18 protein-coding genes and 1 other RNA gene are annotated in these 21,274 nt (G+C 68.4%); 11 read left to right on the top strand and 8 right to left on the bottom strand.

The genetic code is table 11. The annotated features are described in order from the left end of the window. Positions 1–111: 111 nt before the first annotated feature. The 4 genes from P3L18_RS01240 to P3L18_RS01225 all read right to left on the bottom strand — a co-directional run bounded on the left by P3L18_RS01240 (position 112) and on the right by P3L18_RS01225 (position 4,398). Positions 112–1,788, bottom strand: a complete 1,677-nt coding sequence (locus tag P3L18_RS01240) for an HNH endonuclease signature motif containing protein (RefSeq protein WP_276112998.1) — start codon at positions 1,786–1,788, stop codon at positions 112–114. 291 nt (positions 1,789–2,079) lie between these two features. Further along, the gene (locus P3L18_RS01235; RefSeq protein WP_014360410.1) at positions 2,080–3,120 is read right to left on the bottom strand and encodes an SURF1 family cytochrome oxidase biogenesis protein; all 1,041 of its coding nucleotides are present in this window, start codon (positions 3,118–3,120) and stop codon (positions 2,080–2,082) included. A 119-nt stretch (positions 3,121–3,239) separates the two neighbouring features. Beyond that, positions 3,240–3,722, bottom strand: a complete 483-nt coding sequence (locus P3L18_RS01230) for a low molecular weight protein-tyrosine-phosphatase (protein WP_006370460.1) — start codon at positions 3,720–3,722, stop codon at positions 3,240–3,242. After that, positions 3,715–4,398 (bottom strand): HAD hydrolase-like protein, encoded by a 684-nt coding sequence (locus P3L18_RS01225; RefSeq protein ID WP_276112997.1) that lies wholly within the window; start codon positions 4,396–4,398, stop codon positions 3,715–3,717. The genes P3L18_RS01230 and P3L18_RS01225 overlap by 8 nt, the downstream gene beginning before the upstream one ends. A 33-nt stretch (positions 4,399–4,431) precedes the next feature. Between P3L18_RS01225 and cobC the strand changes: the two genes are divergently transcribed. The 6 genes from cobC to P3L18_RS01195 all read left to right on the top strand — a co-directional run bounded on the left by cobC (position 4,432) and on the right by P3L18_RS01195 (position 10,140). Then, positions 4,432–5,502, top strand: a complete 1,071-nt coding sequence (cobC, locus tag P3L18_RS01220) for an Rv2231c family pyridoxal phosphate-dependent protein CobC (RefSeq protein WP_079930159.1) — start codon at positions 4,432–4,434, stop codon at positions 5,500–5,502. A gap of 25 nt (positions 5,503–5,527) precedes the next feature. Beyond that, positions 5,528–6,640: a Nif3-like dinuclear metal center hexameric protein gene (locus P3L18_RS01215; protein WP_276112996.1), complete on the top strand. Its 1,113-nt coding sequence runs from the start codon at positions 5,528–5,530 to the stop codon at positions 6,638–6,640. 102 nt (positions 6,641–6,742) lie between these two features. Next, positions 6,743–7,480 carry a C4-type zinc ribbon domain-containing protein gene (locus P3L18_RS01210; RefSeq protein ID WP_276112995.1) on the top strand — a complete coding sequence of 246 codons (738 nt, stop codon included), beginning with the start codon at positions 6,743–6,745 and terminating at the stop codon, positions 7,478–7,480. Positions 7,481–7,527: 47 nt separating this feature from the next. Beyond that, on the top strand, positions 7,528–8,169 hold the full coding sequence (locus P3L18_RS01205; RefSeq protein WP_020170878.1) for a histidine phosphatase family protein: 642 nt from the start codon (positions 7,528–7,530) through the stop codon (positions 8,167–8,169). Between the two features lie 53 nt (positions 8,170–8,222). Then, positions 8,223–8,629: RNase P RNA component class A (gene rnpB / locus P3L18_RS01200), an RNA gene on the top strand. Positions 8,630–8,727: 98 nt separating this feature from the next. Further along, positions 8,728–10,140, top strand: coding sequence for an RNB domain-containing ribonuclease (locus tag P3L18_RS01195; protein WP_276112994.1), 1,413 nt, complete (start codon positions 8,728–8,730; stop codon positions 10,138–10,140). A 10-nt stretch (positions 10,141–10,150) separates the two neighbouring features. On the opposite strand, the gene P3L18_RS01190 is transcribed toward P3L18_RS01195, so the two are convergent. Continuing rightward, positions 10,151–11,644, bottom strand: a complete 1,494-nt coding sequence (locus P3L18_RS01190) for a CYTH and CHAD domain-containing protein (protein WP_276112993.1) — start codon at positions 11,642–11,644, stop codon at positions 10,151–10,153. Positions 11,645–11,693: 49 nt separating this feature from the next. Beyond that, positions 11,694–12,668 (bottom strand): prolyl aminopeptidase, encoded by a 975-nt coding sequence (pip, locus tag P3L18_RS01185; protein ID WP_006370579.1) that lies wholly within the window; start codon positions 12,666–12,668, stop codon positions 11,694–11,696. A 213-nt stretch (positions 12,669–12,881) separates the two neighbouring features. On the opposite strand from pip, the gene P3L18_RS01180 reads away from it, so the two are divergent. Beyond that, positions 12,882–13,064, top strand: coding sequence for a hypothetical protein (locus tag P3L18_RS01180; protein ID WP_006370578.1), 183 nt, complete (start codon positions 12,882–12,884; stop codon positions 13,062–13,064). Positions 13,065–13,113: 49 nt separating this feature from the next. Here the strand turns inward: P3L18_RS01180 and panB are convergent, their stop codons facing one another. Beyond that, positions 13,114–14,010, bottom strand: coding sequence for a 3-methyl-2-oxobutanoate hydroxymethyltransferase (gene panB, locus P3L18_RS01175; RefSeq protein ID WP_276112992.1), 897 nt, complete (start codon positions 14,008–14,010; stop codon positions 13,114–13,116). A gap of 248 nt (positions 14,011–14,258) precedes the next feature. Between panB and glnA the strand changes: the two genes are divergently transcribed. From glnA to P3L18_RS01155, 4 genes are all read left to right on the top strand, one after another. Beyond that, a complete protein-coding gene (glnA, locus tag P3L18_RS01170) occupies positions 14,259–15,599 on the top strand; it encodes a type I glutamate--ammonia ligase (RefSeq protein ID WP_026920042.1) in 1,341 nt (446 codons plus the stop codon). A gap of 78 nt (positions 15,600–15,677) precedes the next feature. Next, positions 15,678–18,686, top strand: coding sequence for a bifunctional [glutamine synthetase] adenylyltransferase/[glutamine synthetase]-adenylyl-L-tyrosine phosphorylase (locus tag P3L18_RS01165; protein ID WP_079930148.1), 3,009 nt, complete (start codon positions 15,678–15,680; stop codon positions 18,684–18,686). Position 18,687: 1 nt separating this feature from the next. Further along, positions 18,688–19,629 (top strand): endonuclease/exonuclease/phosphatase family protein, encoded by a 942-nt coding sequence (locus tag P3L18_RS01160; protein WP_094600722.1) that lies wholly within the window; start codon positions 18,688–18,690, stop codon positions 19,627–19,629. Next, positions 19,626–20,390, top strand: a complete 765-nt coding sequence (locus tag P3L18_RS01155) for a biliverdin-producing heme oxygenase (RefSeq protein WP_094600721.1) — start codon at positions 19,626–19,628, stop codon at positions 20,388–20,390. The genes P3L18_RS01160 and P3L18_RS01155 overlap by 4 nt, the downstream gene beginning before the upstream one ends. Positions 20,391–20,431: 41 nt before the next feature. Here the strand turns inward: P3L18_RS01155 and P3L18_RS01150 are convergent, their stop codons facing one another. Next, entirely contained in the window at positions 20,432–21,244 is an 813-nt protein-coding gene (locus tag P3L18_RS01150; RefSeq protein WP_276112991.1) for a TetR/AcrR family transcriptional regulator, read from the bottom strand. Positions 21,245–21,274: the final 30 nt, after the last annotated feature.

The raw sequence follows: 21,274 nt of genomic DNA, 5'->3' as shown, positions 1-21,274 counted from the left end.
CCGGCGGATCTTTCGTCCCGGTGGTCGAGGTGTCGAGGAGCGTTAGCGACGAGCCTCGAGACCTGTTGCGCCGCTGCTGGTTCCGTCCCCGAACGGAAGTGTGCCCCGGGCCTAGAGTCCGCGGTCACCGAGTAGGTGGGCGAGTCGGGTTTCGATCGGCGAGTCCGGGCTGGGGTCGGGGGTGAGGATTTCGACGAGGTCGTAGTACCCGTGCCCGAGCGGGATTCGGCTGCGGCGGATTCGGTCGGTGGGCAGCATCGATCCCCGGTCGTCGCGCTCGGCGAGATCGGTATCGGCATCGGCCTGTGGTGGGTCGGGTGGTGGGTGCAGGTCGGCGCGTACTTTGTCGAGGGTGGCGCGGAAGGTGGTGCCGACGTCGGGGAGTGCGTTGGTGCGTTTCGGGTTCGGTGTCGCCGCCCCGACCGGGGTGTTTTTGCGCCACCAACACCGTCCGGCCCACGGCCCGTCCCGATAAATCCCGGTCGTGAATTGTCCGGGTTTGTCGCCGACCATCCGGTTGTGTTTCCCGCAGGCGGGGGCGAGGTCACCGATGTTGGTGAGCCCACCTTTCGCATGATCTTTGGTGGCGTGATGAATTTCGACGTGCGCGGCAGGTTGAGTACACCCGGGAAACGAGCAGTATTCACCACCGTCTTTGGCGAACAACGCGATCCGCTGCCCTTGACTCGCCAACCGCGCCCGACCCAAATACAGGGGCAGGTTCGTGTGGTCGTCGAACACCGCCAACCACGGCTGGCACTGAGCTGCGAGGGCGATGACATCGGTGATCGGGAGCAGGGTGCCGGTCGCGCTCACCCCCATCCCGGTCTGCGCGATCAACTCCGACAGGGTGGCTTTGATGATCAGATGCGGCGGTAGGCCTCGATGGGACTGGGGGCCGAGACCGACATCCAGTCCGGCGCGCAGGACCGCTTCCAACGCATCGTGGTTGCGTTGCACCTGATCACGGCGATCCCGCGATGCGGCAACCGCCAACGCGTCGGGGTCGGCATCCTCACGACTCCCGGTTGGGGACTCCGGATCTGCGGGGTTGTTCATTCCGGGGGCCGCCCACATCGCCAACACCGCTTCGAGGTGTGCGGTGAGGGTGGGGGTCATCTGCCCCGACAACCCACTCATCTTCTGCGCGTCTTGACGGCCGATCCGGATCTGGCGGCGGCGTTGCCGATCCGAATCGTCGGTCAGTTGGCCGTCGGGGTCGAGGTGCGCCAACACCCGCGCCCCCAAAATCCGCAGATCAGACGGGGTGTGGGTGCGGGCGAACCCGGCCATCGTGGCCTCGGCCGACATTTTCTCGTCGAACGGCACTGCCGCCGGGATACGGTCGAGGACGTCGATCACCACCGCCGCATGCGACGAGCCGGCCGCACCGGAGGCCATCGCGTCGGCCAACGCCGGGTACTTCGGCGCGGCGACCTCACCGGTAAAGGTGTGGAAGGTGGCGGTCGCTTTCAGTTGCTTCCACCGCCGCCACGGTTCCGAGATCCGCAACAGGCCGATCATGGCGTCGGTGATCGACCCGAACCCGTACTCGCGCGCCAGATGGCGGTCGGAGAATTCGACGATCTGCCGATCCCCCTGAACGGTGACCCGGGTGATCAACTGTTCGGTGGATTGAGCGACGGTGACCAGGTCGTCGTTGGACAGGCCGGTCAAATCATCGGTGGCCAACTCGTCCATCAGCGTGTGGGCGAGGGCGAGTTTCTGGGTGGTCGACAACCCGGACACATCCGGTAACGCGTCAGCGGGGAGTGTGGTGTCGACCATCATTTCTCACCCCCCGGCGATAAGCGCACATGTGTTTGTGTGCTGTTGTGTTCGAGTGTATGCCGGGTTTGTCGGGTTGGCAAGGGGTTGTCGAAAGTTTTTTCGGGTGAGTCTCGGTTGGGTTCCAGCGTCGGTTCGGCTCGGTCTCGAGGTTCGGCGCCTGGGGCGCCTCGCACCTCGACCACCGATACAAGAGCTCGGCCGCCGATGGGATGCGCGATCACCGATGGGGGACGGCACGGGCCGCGCACCCCCGCCGCTGACCGGGAAGTATCCGGTGAAGCGGGAGCCTCAGCCGCCGTAGCGTTCGGTGAGTTTGTCGCGCACCGTGGACGACAAGTGCTCGGTGTCGGGTCCGACGCCGATGCCGGCGGGCGATTGCTCGTCGATGTCGTGGGCGTCGACCGGAGCGGACACGGTGGTTGTTCCGGCTGCTGCGCGCAGTTCCTCGCGCATGCGTTTGCGGCGTTCAGATCGCGTCAGGAGATGTGGGGCCGCCTCGGGATGTGCGGCAACGTCGAGCCCGGTGGCGTCGTCGGGGGTCGTTGGGTCGGGACCGGCGGCGGCCTCGGCTGTGTGGGCTTTCTTGGCGGCGGAAGCTCGTCGACGTTGACGAATCTCGGAGTAGATGAAGTATCCGGCCCCTAGCGGTGCCATCACACCGAAGGCCAGCCACTGCAGGCCGTAGGAGAGGTAGGGGCCCGAATCCAGTTGTGGCAGTGGGATCTCGCCGAGTGAGCCGGGTTGATTCGGCGACAGCTGCAGATAGAACGGGTCCATCGGGGTGCCGGTCGCCTTGGCCAGCTGGGTCGGGTCGACCGTGTACATGGTCAGCGCGTTGCCCTCGGTCCGCGCGCCGCGGCCCTCCGATGTACCCTCCGAAGCCCGGATGCGGGCGTTGATGGTCGTCTCACCCGTCGGGGGCGCAGGGATCGCGGGCGTGTTGCTCTGGTCCGGGCGAACGTAGCCGCGATCGATCGCCAGGACGCGATCTGTGCCCGCGATGCGGAACGGGGTGAGGACCTCGATGGCCGGCCGCTCGTCGACCGAACGCAGGCGGACGAGGGCCTGGTCATCGACGAGGTAGGTTCCGGTCATCGTCACCTCGCGCCACTCGGTCGAGGGAACGAATCCCTTTCCGGCGGGGGCCACCTCGTTGATCGGTACCGGGGCAGTGCCGACGGCACTCTTGATCAGATGGTTGCGCTCCGACGTCGCGGAGTTCTTACCGAGCTGCCATGGGGCGAGCACCATGAAACATGCCGCCGCGAATGCGACGACAACGATGATCAGGGCGATCCACCCCGGTCGTATGTTTCGCAGCGCGCGCATAGGACAACGGTACCCAGTGGGCAACCGTCACAGCAGCCCCGGCTGCGTCTGGTGACGGTATGCCGGATTCGGCCGTGACGTGCGCCGCAGTACCCGATCACGGCAGCACCGGCGTCGGCTCAGCCGGTGGCGCCGTCGAGGTGTTCGCGGGCCCACTGGAGCAGGCCCGGTACTGCGGCCTCGATCTGCTCGCGGGTGACGGCGAAATCGTCGGCGTTGCCGTAGTACGGGTCGGACAGATCGAGATCGTCGCCCGCGTCGGGATCGAAGCTGCGCAACAGTCGGGTGCGCTCGCCCAGTCGTTTGCGTTCGAGTTCCTTGACGTGTCCGGCGTCGGCGGCGACGAACAGGTCGGCACCGATGTGATCGGGCCCGAGCTGATCGGCCACGTGCGCGTCGGAGTAGCCGTGTGCCAGCAGCTCCGTGCGCGCGCGGTTGTCGGCCGCCTCGCCGACATGCCAGCCGCTGGTACCGCAGCTGCTCACCTCGACGCGGTCGGCGAGCCCCGCGTCACACAGCGCCTTGGCAAAGATGTTCTGCGCCATCGGCGACCGGCAGATGTTGCCGGTGCAGACGAAACAGATGTGTAGTTGATCAGACACCGAGTACCTCGCGCAGATCTGACATCGAATCGACGCTCCAAGCCGCAGCGTCGCGCTCCCCGGCCAGAGCGTAACCCCATCCGACGAGGATCGTCGGGATGCCGAATCGGGCTGCGCCCTCGACATCGTGGGATCGGTCGCCGATCATCACCGCCGGACGAGCGGGTCGGTGTGTGTGCGGGTCGAGCGATATGTCCAATTGTGCCAGTGCATGGGCGATCACGTCGGGTTTGTGGCGGCGGGTTCCGTCGTCGCTGGCGCCGGCGATGACGCGGAAGTGGCCGGCGAGTCCGAAGTGGTCGAGGATGGCGCGCGCGGTCGTCTGGTTCTTCGACGTCGCCAGGGCCAGCGTCCGACCCGACGCGCCGAGATCGCCGAGGAGTGTGTCCATGCCGTCGAACACCGAGTTCTCCAGCCAGCCGACGTCGACGTAACGGGCGCGATACGCGCGCATCGCCTCGTTCGCGGTGGCTTCGTCGAGCCCGAGCTCGCGCAAGGTGTCGATCATCGGCGGTCCGGCGATCCCGGCGACCACCGCCTCGGGTGCCGGTGGCGCGCCGACAGCGGTCAAGGCGTGCCGAAAACTGTTGGCGATCCCGGTGAAACTGTCGGTGATCGTCCCGTCGAGATCGACAAGCAGAACGGTGTCGGGATCAGTGGGGTCTGGTCGGGACATCACCAACCCATGGTGCACGTAGGCTCAGTCGGTATGACATCCGGGCTGCATGCGCTCGACCGGCACGGCGACCGGGACAGCACCGCGGGCATGCTCGATTTCGCCGTCAATGTTCGTGGGGCCGCACCGCCGTTCGTGCAGGCGGCCATCGCCTCCACCCTTGACGACCTGGCCCGATACCCGACGACCGACCAGACCGATCACACCACCGGGATCATCGCCGACCTGCACGGCCGTCCCACTGACGAGGTGATGCTCCTCGCCGGCGCCTCCGACGGTTTCGAGCTGCTGCCGAAACTGGGTGTGGCACATGCGGCCCTGGTGCAGCCGTCGTTCACCGAACCGGAACTCGTGTTGCGGGCCGCGGGGATTCCGATCACGCAGGTCATCGGCCGGCCCGACACGCCGCTGGCCGACCTTGCCGCCGACATCCCCGACGACGCCGATCTCGTGGTCGTCGGCAATCCCACGAATCCGACGTCGGTGCTGCACCCCGCGGAGTCGATCGACGCGCTTCGTCGTCCCGGACGCCTCGTGGTCGTCGACGAGGCGTTCGCCGATCTGACCCTCGACCCGGTGACCGGGGCGCGCGAACCGCAGTCGCTGGCCGACCGGCGAGTCGACGACGTCATCGTGATGCGCAGTGTCACCAAGACTTTCGGATTGGCCGGACTGCGCGCCGGTTACCTGCTCGCGGCGCCCGAGGTGATCGAACGGGCGGCGGCCGGGCGCCGCGCCTGGCCACTGTCCACGCCTGCGCTCGCCGCGCTGGCCGCCTGTTGCGGACCCGACGGGCAACGCTTCTGCTCCGAGCAGGCCGAGCTCGTCGCCATCGAACGCGACCATCTGCTCGCGCGACTCGCCGAGGTCGGCGTGATCCCGTGCGCGCCGCCCGCGGCGCCGTTCGTGCTCGTCGAGATGCCCGGTGCACTGGCGGTGCGAGAAAGCCTGCGGGGCCAGGGGATTGCGGTGCGCAGTTGCGCGAACTTCGTCGGACTGTCCGACGACCACCTGCGGTTGGCGGTGCGCCCGGCGGCACAGGTCGATCGGCTGGTCACGGCGCTCGACCGGGCGCGAGAGGAGATCACCGTTGGCAGCGCATGAGCACACGGGTCACGGTCCGAGCGAGGTGAGTGTCGCCGATGTGGTGGCGGTGCTGGAGGCCGCGTATCCGCCGCGCCTGGCGGAGAGCTGGGACGCCGTCGGGCTGGTATGCGGGGACCCGGGCGAACCGGCCGGGCCGATCCTGGTGTGCGTCGATGTCACCGACGACGTGGTCGCCGTCGCATGTGCGCAGGGTTACCGGATGATCGTGGCGCATCACCCGTTGCTGCTTCGGGGTGTGGAGTCGGTCGCCGCCGACACACCCAAGGGCCGCATCGTCCACCGGCTCATCAGGGCCGGCATCGCCCTGTTCACCGCCCACACCAACGCCGACAAGGCCGATCCCGGTGTGTCCGACGCGCTCGCCTCCGCACTAGGACTGCGAGAGGTCGCGCCGATCGATCCCGAACCGCTGCCACCCGTCGACAAATGGGTGGTGATGGTGCCCGAGGGCAACGCCGAACAGGTCAGCGAGGCCATGTTCGCCGCCGGGGCCGGAGCGATCGGTGACTATCGCGACTGCGCGTGGTCGGTTATCGGCGTCGGACAGTTCGAGCCGACCCCGGGTGCCAACCCGGCCATCGGTGAGATCGGGCAGCGGGAGCGCGTGGACGAAGCGCGCGTGGAGATGGTCGCCGCCCGAGGGCTGCGGGCTGCGGTCCTCGCCGCGTTGCGCGACTCCCACCCGTACGAGGAACCTGCCTTCGACGTCCTCGAACTCGCCGCGATCCCGTCGGCGCTCGGTCTCGGCCGCGTCGGTGTGCTGGCGGAACCGATGACCGTGGCGCAGTTCGCGCAACGCGCGGCACACGCGCTGCGTACGCCGTGGGGCGTGCGTGCCACCGGCCCGGCCGATCGGCAGATCACGACCGTCGCGGTGTGCGGCGGGGCCGGTGACTCACTACTCGCCACCGTCGCGCAGCTCGGCGTCGACGCCTATCTGACCGGCGACCTCCGGCATCACCCGGTCGACGAGGCGCTGCGGTCCGGCGGCCCGGTGCTCCTCGACGCCGGGCACTGGGCCACCGAGTTCCCATGGTGCAGGCAGGCCGCCGAACAGATCACCGCCGCCACCGGTTGCGCGGCGGAGTGCCACGACGCACCCACCGATCCGTTCACCGTGCACACGTCCGCCTGACACGGCGCGTACCGTGAACGTTCACCGCCCGGTGCAACGGCGCGCCGTGGCTCACCCGGCGCACCCCACCACCGATCCCCCCAGTGCACGAGGAGACACCCGATGAAGGTCGATGCCGGACGGCAACGACTCCTGCTCGAACTCGCCGACGTCGACGCCGGCCTGGCCCGACTCGACCATCGAGTCGGTCACCTGCCCGAGGACGCCGAGATCGCGGAGACGATCACCGCCATCGAGGCCGCCCGCGACGACCTCGTGCGCGCGGAGATCGCCGCGGAGGATCTTGACCGCGAGTATCGCCGCATGGATGGCGAGATCACCGGCATGCGTGATCGCGAACAGAAGGACTCGGCTCAGCTGACCGCCGGAGGCCTTGCGCCGAAAGCGTTGTCGGAGTTGCAACATGAGCTGACCGGATTGGGTCGGCGTAGGCAGGTCCTCGAAGACGACATGCTGGAATTGATGGAGCGTCAAGAAGCACTCGGGTCCGAACGCGATCGGGCATCGGCGACCATCGCCCATCTCGAGGAGCAACTCGCCGCGCTGCGCGGTCGTCGGGAAGAGGCCGTCACCGCGGTGGACGCCGACAAGGAGGCGCTGGCGGCGCGGCGTACCCAGATCGTCGCCGAGGTGCCCGACGAACTGCTCCCGATCTACGAACGCCAGCGCAGCGCGGGCAAGGTGGGAGCCGGGCCGCTCCGTGCCCGCCGGTGCGGCGCCTGCCGGATGGAACTCGATCGCGGGACACTCGCCGGCATCGCCGCGGCGTCCGACGATGAGGTGATCCGCTGCGAGGAGTGCGGTGCGATCCTGATCCGCACCCACGAGTCGGGACTGTGAGCACCCCCTCCGGGAACACCCCCGCAACGCCGTCGTGGCAGGGCCAGATGGCCGCCCCGACCCGCATCGTGTTGGTCCGTCACGGTCAGACGGCGCTGTCGGTGGACCGGCGGTACTCGGGCCGCGGCAACCCGCCGCTGACCGACCTGGGAGTGACGCAGGCGCTGCGCGCGGCACAGCGTGCGGCGTCCGAGCAGCCGATCGCCGCGGTCGTCAGCTCACCCCTCGACCGGGCCAGGCAGACCGCCCAGGCGATCACCGACCTCGTCGGCGGAGAGGTGGTGGCCGAGGACGACCTCATCGAGAACGACTTCGGTGCGTGGGAGGGACTGACCTTCGCCGAGGCCAAGGCTCGCGACCCCGAGGTCCACGCACGGTGGCTCGGTGACGAGTCGGTGCCCGCACCCGGTGGGGAGAGCTTCACCCAGACCGCTGCACGGGTGATCGCCGCCAACGACCGTCTGCTGCAACGTTATCCGGGCCAGACCGTCGTCGTTGTCAGTCACGTCACCCCGATCAAGTCCCTCCTGCGCCACGCCCTCGACGTCGGACCGCAGTTGTTGTTCCGGTTGCACCTCGACCTGGCGTCGGTGTCGGTGGCCGAGTTCTTTCCCGACGGCGGTGCGGTCGTCCGCTGCGTCAATGACACCTCGCACCTGCGGAGAAGTGACACGGCGCACCTTCGGTGAGGCGACACCTCGCATCGCCGGTGACACCCCGGACGCTATCCTGTACGGGCGAACGAGTCGGCCGGGCGGCCGCGGCGCGTGGGACGGCCAGTCACTGGAAACGCCACGCGCCGAGGAAAGTCCGGACTCCACAGAGCAGGGTGGTTGTCAACGGCAACCCGGGGCGACCCGCGGGACAGTGCCACAGAGAACAGACCGCCGGCCGCACGGCCGGTAAGGGTGAAACGGTGCGGTAAGAGCGCACCAGCGATGCGGGTGACCGCGTCGGCTCGGTAAACCCCACCCGGAGCAAGGCCGAAGCACGGACCGCTTGCGGTGCGTGTGCGCGGACGTGATGAGGGCTGCTCGCCCCAGTCCGCGGGTGGGCCGCTCGAGGTACCCGGCGACGGTGTGCCCAGATGGATGGTCGCCACCGACCTCACGGTCGGGACAGGATCCGGCTTACACGCCGACTCGTTCGCCCCCTCCGGCACCCGACGTCATCGTCGACGCTGATCAGGCCATGTCTACGCATGCATGTCACCGTCTGCACGCCGAGTGCGGCGTTATGGTCGGGGAGTGCAACGCAGACTGTCGGCGCCCCAGATCGATTTCGACGCCATCCGTGGAGAACTCGGGGTGAGCGAGGACTACGGCGACGCCGCACTGGAGGAAGCCGCCAACGCGCGCGACCGATATGCCGAGCAGCGCGAGGACCACCGCGATCTACCCCTGGTGACGATCGACCCGCCCGGATCGATGGACCTCGATCAGGCCGTGCACATCGCCACCGATGGCGACGGTTTCGTGGTCGACTACGCGATCGCCGACGTCGCCGCCCTCATCGAACCGGAGGGCGCCCTCGACGCCGAGAGTCGTCGACGCGGCACCACCGTCTACTTTCCCGACGGCTCGGTCCCGTTGCATCCGCGGGTGCTGTCGGAGGGCAGCGGTTCGCTGCTGCCCGGTGTGGCGCGCCCGGCCGTCCTCTGGACCATCCACGTCGGCGCCGACGGACAGATCGGCGACGTGGCGGTGCGTCGCGCCCTGGTGCGTTCGGTGGCCCGCCTCGACTACTCGGGCGTCACCGCCGACGCCGCGGCGGGCCGGGCGCACCCGTCCATCACGGCGCTACCGGCCTTCGGTGCACTGCGGCAGCGGATCGCCTTGTCGCGCGGCGCAATCGAACTCGACCTCCCCGACCAGGAGGTGGTGCACGACGCCGACGGCTGGAGCCTGCAGATCGCGCCGCACACACCGGCGGACGTGTGGAACGCGCAGGTGTCGTTGCTCGCCGGGATGTGCGCCGGAACCCTGATGGCCGACGCGGGCGTCGGACTGCTGCGGACCCTGCCGCCTGCCGAGCCGGGTGCCGTGCGGGCATTGCGTGACACGGCACGCGCGATGGGCGTGGACTGGCCGGACGAGCAGGCGCCAGGCGAGTTCCTCGCCGCTCTGCCGGCGGATGCGCCGTCGACCCTGGCGTTGATGTCGCACGCCGGCTCACTGATGCGTGGCGCCGGCTATCTCGCCCTCGGGGGCGGCGAGACGCCGGCGCCGTCGGCGATGGTGCACGCAGCGATCGGCGGGATCTACGCCCACGTCACCGCGCCGCTACGGCGGCTGGGTGATCGTTTCGCGACCGAGGCATGTCTGGCGATCACCGCCGGTGAGCCGGTACCCGACTGGGTGACGCGCGCATTTCCCACCCTGCCGAAGATCCTGCGGTCGGCCGACTCCCTGGGGGCCTCGGCGGACCGGCTCTCGATCGACCTGGCCGAGGCGACGGTTCTCGCCGGCCGCGTCGGAGAGGTCTTCGACGCGGTGGTCCTCGCCGAGGCCGACGCGAAGAAGCCCGCCCGGATCTTCATCGACGATCCGGCTGTCATTGCCGGCTGTAGCGGAAATCCGGCTTCGGCGACCAGGATTCGGGTGCAGCTGACCGCTGCCGACCCGGTACGGCGCACCGTGGGGTTCGCGGCGGTCGGCTGAGCACGAAAGCTCAGAGGTCCTTGGCGGCCTTGCGGTAGGCATCGAGGGCGCGTGTTCCGGCGGCCTCCTGCAGGGCGTCGAGCCGTCCGAGCAGGAACATGTCACGACCGGGGAGATCGGTGCGTTCGGCGAGCTCGGCCAGGCGCGCCCGGTTGATCCGGGTGTCGTTGAAATCGCCGAGCGCCGACTGGATCTTCTTGGCCACCGCAGCGATCTTCTGATAACGCTTGATGCCCAACGGTTCTCCCGCATCGGTGGCGTAGCGCAACTTCTTGGCCCGCTTGCGGATGACGTGCACCTGCTCCTGCCACTCGTGCGAACCCTCGGGGAAGGTCGCGAGTTCTGCCTGAGCCTTTCGAATCTTCTTGCGGCTCTTGGCGATCGCCGCGTCGACCGCCGCGGCGGCCGGCATGTCGGCGTCGGGTCCGGACGGCGGATCGGTGATCAGGACGTCGATGTCGTCGAGCAGCCGGAAGTAACGCTCGGAGTTCATCGCAGCATGGGCGGCGCGGATCGCGCGGTCATGCGAGTCCGACTCGGTCCCCGTCAGCGCCGAGACCAAGGCCTCCGACGGCGACTCCCCACGCAACAACGCGGTGTCGATCTCGAGCTGGACCTCCGAATCCCGTGCGTCACCGAGGATTCGGGCGAGCAGGCGCAGCTCGTCGTTGATGTGGGCGGTCCGGTGCGGGTCGAGGACCGTCGGGAAACCCGAGAGCACGCTGCGGAAGCGGCGGGTGGCCACCCGCATCTGATGCACGGCGTCGGGCGCGTCGACCCGGACCTCGGGATCGTAGGTGAGCAGGGCATTGCGATGCAGGGTCAGGTCGGTGACCACCAGCTCCAACGCCGACGGGCGTTTGGGCAACCGTGGTTCGACGGTCGTCGTCGGCGTCGAACCGATGGCACGCGCGAGCTTCGAGGCACTCGACGGGTCCGATCCGCCGGCCGAGCGCAGCAGTTTCTGGGCGGCTTTCAGCAATCGGGGAGTGCCACCGGAGAGCAACTCGAACTCCCACTCGGCCCACTGCGCGACCTCACCACCGGGCAGCAGCGACCGCGCGGTCACGAGGTCCTCGGCGAATTCGGCGAGAGGCTCCTCGTCGACCCCGAAGAGGGTGGTGATGGTGCGGGAGGTGGAGATCACCGCCACCGGGATCAGGCTGCGGTGCCGAGTCAGCGCGAGCACCGGGATCAACAGGGCGTCGGGGAGATCGCCGTCGGCGGGAGCCTCGTCGAACCCGATCTGCAGTTCTCGACGGGCGCCGGGAATGCCACTGGGGCGCTTGAGATGCCAGCCGCTGTCGTGGCCACCGGTGCGACGTCGCAGGGTGATCCGGTTGCCCGCCAGATCCAGGTTGTCGGTGTCGAAGTACGTGGCGTCGAGGGTGAACGTCTCGGGCTCGCGTGCGCCGACGACGCCGGGCAACACCCGCAGGTCGGGGGTGGCGGTTCCGGCTTCGACGTCGAACTTCAGCTCTACCTCGACCTGTTCGGTTGCCACTGGTCCTCCTGTCGGATGTCGGATACGCGTGAAGTGTATATGCGGGTGATCACCGGACGTCGTCGGCGAAGGCGTCGGTCGCCTCGATGAGTCTGCTCCGGATGCCCGGTTCGAAGGATGCGTGTCCGGCGTCGTCGACGATGTGCAGCTGCGCCGACGGCCACGCCCGGTGCAGATCCCACGCGCTGCGCATGGGGCAGACGACGTCGTAGCGGCCCTGCACGATGACGCCGGGGATGTCGGCGATGCGGTCGATGTCGCGCAGCAGTTGGCCGTCGTCGAGGAAGCCGTGATTCACGAAGTAATGGTTCTCGATCGAGGCGAAGGCGATGTCGAAGCGTGGCCCGGAGTCCTCCTTGGCCGCCGCGGCCTCCTCGGGTTTCGGGATGAGATAGCTGGTGGCCTGCTCCCAACCGGTCCAGGCACGGGCGGCGGCCGCGGCGACCTCCGGCTCGGCCGACGTCAGCAGCCGGTGATAGGCGGCCACGAGGTCACCGTCGCGCTCGGCGGCGGGGATGGGCGCGAGATAGGACTCCCAGATGTCGGGGTAGATGTGCGCGGCACCGCCGTTGTAGTACCAGTCGATCTCGCTGCGTCGCAGCAGGAAGATGCCGCGCAGGACCAGCTCCGACACCCGGTCCGGATGGGATTGCGCATAGGCCAACCCGAGCGTGGAACCCCAGGAACCCCCGAACACCTGCCAGGTGTCGATGTCGAGGTGCTCGCGCAGCGCCTCCATGTCGGCGATCAGTGCGCCGGTGGTGTTGACCGAGAGGTCGGCGCCGTCGGCGATGTGCGGGCGGGAGCGACCGCAGCCGCGCTGATCGAACAGGACGATCCGATAGCGGTGCGGATCGAAGAAGCGACGCTGATCGGGAGCGGTCCCACCGCCCGGGCCGCCGTGGACGAAGACCGCGGGTTTGCCGTCGGGGTTGCCGGAGGTCTCCCAGTAGATCTGTTGTCCGTCGGTGGTGGGCAGGTGTCCGGAGGCGTAGGGCTCGATCTCGGGGTAGAAGTCGCGCATGGTTCACGAGCCTAGACACCCGGGCGCAGTGCGGCGGCGTTGCCGCGATGTCCGATACGCCGGTGATGGCGCAATCGTGTTGGCGCGGTTGGTCATACGAGTAGATGACGTCGGCGTCGCGATGCGTGCGTCGGGGGTGGCTGGGGGGCTAGCGTGACAACCCAGCGCAGGTGAGCTCCCCAGGAGCGCCGAATCGAGAAGGACACGAGAGCGATGATCCAACACGCCGAGCACGTCGAGTTGTTGGCCCGACGTAACTCCGTGGGTCACTTCGGCCAGTTCGCCCATCTGGGAGGCTACGGCGGCCACGTCGGGCTGACCACAGTGGTGGTCGCTCTCGTCGTCGTGTTGCTGATCGCTCTCGTCGTGCTGCTCCTGCGCCGCAACGTGCGCTGACGCCCGACCTTGCCCTGGCGTCGACGGATCGCACGTTGCGGCGCTCGGATCAGTAGCTGTGCTCGGGGCCGGGGAAGACGCCCCGACGCACCTCGTCGGCGTATTGGGCTGCAGCACCACGGAGTTCGCCGCCGACGTCGGCGAATCGCTTGACGAATCGGGCGGTCTTGCCGTGGGTGAAGCCGGCCATGTCCTGCCAGACGAGTACCTGTGCATCGGTTTCGTGGCCGGCTCCGATCCCGACGGTGGGGATCGTGAGCTTGCGGGTGATCTGCCCGGCGAGGTCGGCCGGGACCATCTCCATGACGACGGCGAACGCGCCCGCCTCCTGAACGGCGATGGCGTCGGCGATCAACTGGTCGGCGGCGTCACCGCGGCCCTGGACGCGGAATCCGCCGAGGCCGTTGACGCTCTGCGGGGTGAAACCGATGTGGGCCATCACCGGGATACCGGCGCCGGTGAGCGTGGCGATCTGGTCGGCGACGCGTTCACCGCCCTCGAGCTTGACCGCGTGCGCACCGGCCTCCTTGAAGAAGCGGACCGCGGTCGCGAGTGCCTGCTGCGGGCCGGCCTCGTAGCTGCCGAACGGGAGGTCGGCGACGACGAGCGCGTGCGGGGCGCCGCGGACGACGGCGCGGGCGAGCGGGATCAGCTCGTCACTGCTGACCGGGATCGTGGTGTCGTATCCGAGGACGACGTTCGCGGCGGAATCGCCGACGAGCAATACCGGGATCTCGGCCTCGTCGAAGATGCGGGCGGTCGAGTAGTCATACGCGGTGAGCATCGACCACTTCTCGCCCTCGGCCTTCATCTGGGCGAGGTGATGGACACGGGTGACGCGTCGGCGCGGGGCGGACTCGCCGGAGCCGGCGGGCGTGCCGCCGTAGACGGAGGTTTCGGCCGCGGGGATTTCGGATGCGGTGGACACCACAGACTCTGGGGACATCGTTGTCTCGTTTCTTCCTCGAGTCCTGGCTGGCAGGTACCCGGGCGGGTGGGACAATCCATTTTCGCACCGGAGGTGATCGTCGAACACCGGCCTGAGCTGTGCCTTTGATCACATCGCAGGAAGGCATTCCATTCCGCGGTCAGGGTGTTTCACGATGTGGGATCACTATCGCAAAGTCCCAGGGTGAAGAGTTCGACTTGTGAACGTAACACGGATTTAACAGGGCATCCCTAATGTCGGCGTTCATGGATCGCCAAAAGGAATTCGTTCTGCGGACTCTCGAAGAGCGGGACATCCGGTTCGTTCGGCTGTGGTTCACCGATGTTCTCGGATACCTCAAGTCCGTGGCGATCGCCCCCGCCGAACTCGAAGGCGCCTTTTCCGAGGGTATCGGCTTCGACGGCTCAGCGATCGAGGGCTTCTCCCGCGTCTCGGAGGCCGACACCGTCGCCAAGCCCGATCCGTCGACCTTCCAGATCCTGCCGTGGACCACCTCGCAGGGTCGTCACCACTCGGCGCGGATGTTCTGCGACATCGCGATGCCCGACGGAACCCCGAGTTGGGCCGACTCCCGCCACGTGTTGCGCCGGCAATTGAACAAGGCCGCCGACCTCGGCTTCAGCTGCTACGTCCATCCCGAGATCGAGTTCTTCCTCCTCAAGGACGCGCCCCTGGACGGCAGTGTGCCGGTTCCGGCCGACTCGGGCGGGTACTTCGACCAGGCGGTGCACGACGCTGCCCCGAACTTCCGCCGACACGCCATCGAGGCGCTGGAGTCGATGGGAATCTCGGTGGAGTTCTCCCACCACGAGGGCGCGCCCGGGCAGCAGGAGATCGATCTGCGTTACGCCGACGCGCTGTCGATGGCCGACAACGTGATGACCTTCCGCTACGTCGTCAAGGAGGTCGCGATCTCCGAGGGCACCTGGGCGACGTTCATGCCCAAGCCCTTCAGTGAGCACCCGGGATCGGCGATGCACACCCACATGAGCCTGTTCGAGGGGGAGGCCAACGCCTTCCACAACCCCGACGACCCGATGCAGCTGTCGGAGACCGGCAAGAAGTTCATCGCCGGAATCCTGTACCACGCCAACGAACTCAGCGCCGTCACCAATCAGTGGGTCAACAGCTACAAGCGTCTCATCCACGGCGGCGAGGCGCCGACGGCCGCCACCTGGGGCGGCGCCAACCGTTCCGCGTTGATCCGCCTGCCGCTCTACACCCCGAACAAGGCGTCGTCGCGCCGCGTCGAGATCCGCAGCCCAGACTCGGCCTGCAACCCGTACCTGACCTTCGCGGTGCTGTTGGCCGCCGGGCTCAAGGGCATCACCGAGGACTACGAACTGCCCGACGAGGCCGAGGATGACGTGTGGGCGCTGACGCCCGCCGAACGGCGCGCGATGGGCTACAAGGAACTCCCCGGAAGCCTGGCCGAGGCCCTGCACGCGATGGAGGAGTCCGAGCTGGTCGCCGAGGCGCTCGGCGAGCACGTCTTCGACTACTTCCTGCGGAACAAGTGGACCGAGTGGACCAACTATCGCAGCCTGGTCACCCCCTTCGAACTCAAGAGCTACCTACCGCTGTAGGTCGAGCCGCACCGCGACACGCGGCCGGATTCGCCGCCCGGGCTCCGACGTGTCGGCGTCAGACGCTATTTTCGTGGGGTGACAACGCTTCACGGCCGTGGTGGCATACCCAGTCCCGGACGCCTGGGGTTGCTCGACGCCACGGCGTCGGCGGATCTCGCCGAACTGGGCTGGAACACCGAGGAGTCGGTGGATCTGCTGTGGTCGCTGTCCCGTGCCCCCGATGCCGATCTCGCACTGCGCGCGTTGATGCGCCTGCGATCGGCGGCCGCCGACGAGTGGTCGGCGATCGACGCACTCCTGCGCACCGACAAGGGATTTCGTGGTCGGCTCTTCGGCGTCCTCGGTTCGTCGGATGCCCTCGGTGATCACCTTGCCGCCGAGCCGTCGTCGTGGCACCTGCTCGAGACCGACACGCTGCCCGACGTCGCCGAGATCAACGCGACGATGCTCGCCGCCGTCGACGCCGTCGCCGAGCCGGGTGAGCAAAAGAAGGGCAACAAGATCTTTCGCGCCGGGTTCAGTGGACCGCGGGCGGTCGTCGCCCTGCGCGCGACGTACCGCAGTCTGGTGATGCAACTCGCCGCCCATGACGTGGCGTCGACGGTCGAGGACGAGAAGGTCATGTGGTTCCCCGAGGTGGGGGCCTATCTCGCCGATCTCGCCGACGCCGCGCTGACCGCCGCCCTGGCGGTCGCCTTCCGGGAAGTGTGCGGCGACAAGCCGATCCCGGTGCGTCTCGGTGTCATCGCGATGGGCAAATGCGGTGCGCGCGAGCTCAATTACGTCAGCGATGTGGACGTGGTGTTCGTCAGCGAACCCGCCGACGGGGTGGCCGCGCGTATCGCCGGGGAGATGATGCGCGTCGGCTCGCTGGCGTTCTTCGAGGTCGACGCGGCGCTGCGGCCCGAGGGCAAGGCGGGTGCGCTGACCCGCACACTGGAATCGCACGTGGCCTATTACAACCGGTGGGCCAAGACGTGGGAGTTCCAGGCACAGCTCAAGGCGCGTCCGATGACCGGCGACATGGAACTGGCCGCGGCGTATCACGAGGCCATCAACCCCATGGTGTGGCGTGCGGCCGAGCGTGAGGACTTCGTGCACGAGGTGCAGGCGATGCGCCGCCGCGTCGAGGACCTGGTGCCCGAGGATCAGCGTGAACGCAACCTCAAACTCGGCAGCGGAAGTCTGCGCGACGTCGAGTTCGCGGTGCAGTTGCTGCAGATGGTCCACGGTCGGGTCGACGAGGAACTGCGGGTGCGCGCCACCGTCGACGCGCTCGAGGCGCTCACCGCGGGTGGTTACGTCGGCCGGGACGACGGCGCCAACCTCATCGCCTCGTACCAGTTCCTGCGGCTGCTCGAGCACCGCCTGCAGTTGCAGCGCATGTCGCGGACGCATCTGCTGCCCGCGTTCGACGACGACGAGGGCATGCGCTGGCTGGCCCGCGCGGCGCACATCCGGCGCGAGGGAGAACTCGACGCGACCGCGGTACTGCGCCGGCAGATCAAGCACCAGGCTTTGCGGGTGCGCAAGCTGCATCAGAAGCTCTTCTACCGGCCGCTGCTGGAGGCGGCGACCCGGTTCAACACCGAGGAGCTCACGCTCTCCGACACCTCGGCCGAACGGCGCCTGGCCGCTCTGGGCTACGCACAGCCGCAGCGGGCGCTGAGTCACATCCGAGCTCTCGCCTCGGCGCCCGGACGGCGTGGACAGGTCCAATTGCTGATCCTGCCGCAGCTGCTCGAACACATCGGGGACACACCGGATCCCGATGCCGGCCTGCTCAATTACCGCCGCCTGTGCGAGGAGATGGACAACGACTGGTTCCTCCGACTGCTCCGCGACGACGGGGTGGTCGCCGAACGACTGATGCGGGTGCTGGGCACCTCGGAGTTCATCGCGAACCTGCTCATGCGCTCACCGGAGGTCATCCACCTCTACTCCGACGGTGCGAGCGGTCCCAAGCTGTGCGAGACCCGCCCGGAGGATGTCGCCAAGGGGCTGATCGCCTCGACGGTCCGACAGACCGATCTGCGTCGCGCCGTGGCGATCGCGCGCTCACACCGCCGGGCCGAACTCGCCCGGATCGCCTCGGCCGACATCCTCGGGATGATGGACGTCCCACAGGTCTGCCATGCGCTGTCGAGTGTGTGGGCCGCGGTCCTCAATGCCGCTCTGGCCGTGGCGATCAAGGCGTCGGAGGCCGAACGGAAGTCGCCGGCACCCGCGCGCATCGCGGTCATCGGCATGGGTCGTCTCGGTGGTCTGGAACTGGGCTACGGGTCCGACGCGGACGTGTTGTTCGTGTGTGAACCGGTACCCGGTGCCGAGGAGGCCGCCGCTGTGCGCTGGTCGCAGACCATCGCCGAGAAGGTCCGCTCGATGCTCGGCTCACCCAGCGAGGATCCGCCGCTGGTCGTCGACACCGGCCTGCGACCCGAGGGACGCAACGGTCCGGTCGTGCGCACCCTCGCCGCGTACGCGGCCTACTACGAGCAGTGGGCCCAGCCGTGGGAGGTCCAAGCGCTGCTGCGTGCCCATCAGGTCGCCGGCGACGACGAACTCGGCATCGAGTTCTTGTTGATGGCCGACAAGGTCCGCTACCCGGCCGGCGGGGTCTCGTCGGCGGCGGTGCGCGAGATCCGTCGTATCAAGGCACGCGTCGATTCCGAACGCCTGCCCCGTGGTGCGGATCCGGCGACCCACACCAAACTCGGTCGCGGTGGCCTCGCCGACGTCGAGTGGACCGTGCAGCTGATGCAGCTGCGCTACGCACACCGTTACACCTCGTTGCACAACACCTCGACGTTGCAGACGCTCGACGCGATCGGCTCGGCCGAACTGCTCGCCGAAACCGATGTGGCGATCCTCAAGGAGGCGTGGTTGACGGCGACCAAGGCGCGCAACGCGCTGGTCCTCGTCCGGGGTAAGCCGGTCGATCAACTCCCGGCGCCGGGAAAGCAGTTGCGCCAGATCGCTTTCGCCGCCGGCTGGCCCGAGGACCAGGCCGCGGAGTTCCTGGAGAATTATCTGCGCGTCACCCGACGCGCGAAGAATGTGGTGCGCAAGGTCTTCGGGGCATGAGGTGCGCGGCCTGCTGAGGTTCCTCACCCTGTCGCTGGCGTGGCTACTGGTCATCGCGACCGGCCTGGCAATCTGGCTGCACTACATCGCCTCCCGCGGGACGGTGGCGGTGTATGCGACCGCAGCGGTGCCCGTCGCGGTGGTGACCGGAGCGGTGGCGGTCCTGCTGTTCGCGGTCCTGCGACGGTGGATTGCGCTGTTCGTGGCGGTCCTGGCCGTCGTCGGGGTGTGCTTCACGCAAGGGCCGCTGTGGGTATCGCAGACCCCACCCGCGGGCGATCGGTTCACCGTCGTCAGCGCCAACCTGCGTTTCGGTGAGGGGTCCGTCGACGACGTCGCCGCGGCGGCGCGTGACGCACAACTGGTGTCGCTGCAGGAGGTCACCCCACAGGCCCTCGAGCGCATCCGCAACAGCGCACTGGCGCAACGGTTTCGGTACGAGTACGCGCTCCCCGGGCCGGCGGCCGCCGGGGGGATGCTGTTGAGTCTGCGCCCACTCGACGACGAGCGTCGGCTACCGAACATGTTGCTCAACAACCTGAGCGCACAGACGGTGGTGCCGGGTGGGCCGCGCACGCGGGTGCTCGCGATCCATGCGCCTGCACCACTGTCGGGGCATGCGGGGGAGTGGGATCACGACCTGGGGCTGCTGCGCGACCAATTGCATGACCTGCCCGACGGTCCGGTCATCGTCGCCGGTGACTTCAACGCCACCTGGGACCACGCGCAGTACCGGGCGCTGCTGTCCCATGGCTTTGCCGACGCCACCTCGCAGGCGGGCGCCCGACTGCAGCCGACGTTCCCGACCGATCGTCTCGGAGGCCGACCGCTGGCCGCGATCGATCGGGTCGTGGTCCGCGGCTTCGTCGCCACCGCCGTGCACACGTTCTCCATCGCGGGGTCGGATCACCGCGGAGTGGTGGTGTCGCTGGTGGCCGGGTGAGCGGCGGCGAGCACGGCGAGGTCGGTATCACCGGAGCAGTGGCGCCGGCCGTGATCGGCGTCCTCGGGTTACGGATGCCGGTGTGGGGTGGTATCACTGGTGGCAACATGACATCTCTCACCGATTCCCCCGCCACCCAGCCGGTCGCCGTCTCGACGCGTCTGCGCGAGGCGACCGCAGTGGCTCATCAGCAGGCGGAGAACTCGCCGTTCATCGATGATCTGATGTCGGGGCGACTCGACGTCGCCGCGTATCGGCGGCTCGCCGAGCAACTGTTCTTCGTCTATCGCGCGCTGGAGTCGGTCGGCGATGCCCTGGCCGAGGATCCGGTCGGTGGCGCGGTGCACGACGAGCGGCTGCGACGGGTCCCGCGACTGCGCACCGACCTCGCCGCCCTCGGATCCGACGTCGACGCCGTATCCCCGTTGCCAGCGGTGGCGGCCTACGTCGAGGCGATCGAGGCGACCCGCTCGGATGCCGCGCGCTACGTCGCACACCACTACACCCGCTACCTCGGTGACCTCAGCGGTGGTCAGGTCGTGGCCCATCGGATGCGCCAGCACTACGGTGTCGAGGATTCCGCGCTGTCGTTCTACGCCTTCGACATCGACAAACTCAAGCGCTACAAGGACGCCTACCGCGACCGCCTCGACGCCTTACCCCTCGACGACGCCGGGGTGGATCGTCTGGTGGCCGAAGCGGTCCGCGCCTTCGAACACAACCAGGCACTGTTCGCCGACCTCGACCGCACTCGCGGCTGACCCTGCCGCGGGTCGGTTACCCGTCGCCGGCGGTGCGCCCGTCAATCGAGCGCGTCGATCATGCCGGCGAGGCCGTCGAGGATCACGCCGAGGCCGAACTCGAACTGTTCGACGTCGAAATCGTCGTCACCGTCGGCCATCGTCTGCACCGCAGCTGTCAGGGCGGGGAATCGTTCCGGGTCGATCAGCGATGCCACCACGGCCTCGTATCCCGGCGTTGGTGGCTGTGTCCCTTCTCGTGCCCCCGCTCGTGCCCCGCCGCCCGGCAGTAGGCCCATCTGCGCCGACTGCCGGATGTGCTGGCGGACGAATCCGTCCACCAGTAGCAAGGCATTCATCTTCTGGGGCCCGGTCAGTGCGGTGGGATCGAAGGCGCGGACGCCCGACTCGGTCCAGGACAACACGTTGGGTCCGACCGGTGGCCGTGACATCGGGATCTCGGTCAGCCACGGGCGTGTGCGCAGGGTCGATGCCGCCGCGCGCGCCCAATCGGTGATCCGCTCGCGCCACGATCCAGTGGTCGCCAGGCGTGGGTCGGCGGTCCCGTAAGCCTCGTCGACGAGGAGATCGATGACGTCGTCCTTGCTGTCGACGTAGCGATACAGCGACATCGCCGTGAGGCCGACGCTCTGGGCGATGGCTTTCATCGACACGGCCTCCCAGCCGCGGTCGTCGGCGATGGCGACCGCGGCGCGGGCGATGTCGCGGATGGTCAGGGTCGGTTTGGGGCCTCGGCGGGGGGTGTCGGGGACTCGGCCCCACAGCAGTGCGACCGACGTCGGTAACCGCACGGGCATCGGTGCGGGTGCGGCTGGTCCGCGCTCGACGGCGTCAGGGTCGTCCGGAGCATCCATGTCGACATCCTACTAATTGCTTGCGCCGTA

It is taken from the genome of Gordonia sp. N1V (genome assembly GCF_029269935.1).
Lineage (GTDB): Bacteria > Actinomycetota > Actinomycetes > Mycobacteriales > Mycobacteriaceae > Gordonia > Gordonia polyisoprenivorans.
Note: the sequence above shows the minus strand (reverse complement) of the source record. Positions and strands in the feature narration are given on the sequence as shown.

Bases quoted from the DNA above. Each gene is read 5' to 3' on its own strand.
- P3L18_RS01240 (WP_276112998.1), bottom strand. From the start codon at position 1,788: ATGGTCGACACCACACTCCCCGCTGACGCGTTACCGGATGTGTCCGGG.
- P3L18_RS01235 (WP_014360410.1), bottom strand. From the start codon at position 3,120: ATGCGCGCGCTGCGAAACATACGACCGGGGTGGATCGCCCTGATCATC.
- P3L18_RS01225 (WP_276112997.1), bottom strand. From the start codon at position 4,398: ATGTCCCGACCAGACCCCACTGATCCCGACACCGTTCTGCTTGTCGAT.
- cobC (WP_079930159.1), top strand. From the start codon at position 4,432: ATGACATCCGGGCTGCATGCGCTCGACCGGCACGGCGACCGGGACAGC.
- P3L18_RS01210 (WP_276112995.1), top strand. From the start codon at position 6,743: ATGAAGGTCGATGCCGGACGGCAACGACTCCTGCTCGAACTCGCCGAC.
- P3L18_RS01205 (WP_020170878.1), top strand. From the start codon at position 7,528: ATGGCCGCCCCGACCCGCATCGTGTTGGTCCGTCACGGTCAGACGGCG.
- pip (WP_006370579.1), bottom strand. From the start codon at position 12,668: ATGCGCGACTTCTACCCCGAGATCGAGCCCTACGCCTCCGGACACCTG.
- P3L18_RS01180 (WP_006370578.1), top strand. From the start codon at position 12,882: ATGATCCAACACGCCGAGCACGTCGAGTTGTTGGCCCGACGTAACTCC.
- panB (WP_276112992.1), bottom strand. From the start codon at position 14,010: ATGTCCCCAGAGTCTGTGGTGTCCACCGCATCCGAAATCCCCGCGGCC.
- glnA (WP_026920042.1), top strand. From the start codon at position 14,259: ATGGATCGCCAAAAGGAATTCGTTCTGCGGACTCTCGAAGAGCGGGAC.
- P3L18_RS01150 (WP_276112991.1), bottom strand. From the start codon at position 21,244: ATGGATGCTCCGGACGACCCTGACGCCGTCGAGCGCGGACCAGCCGCA.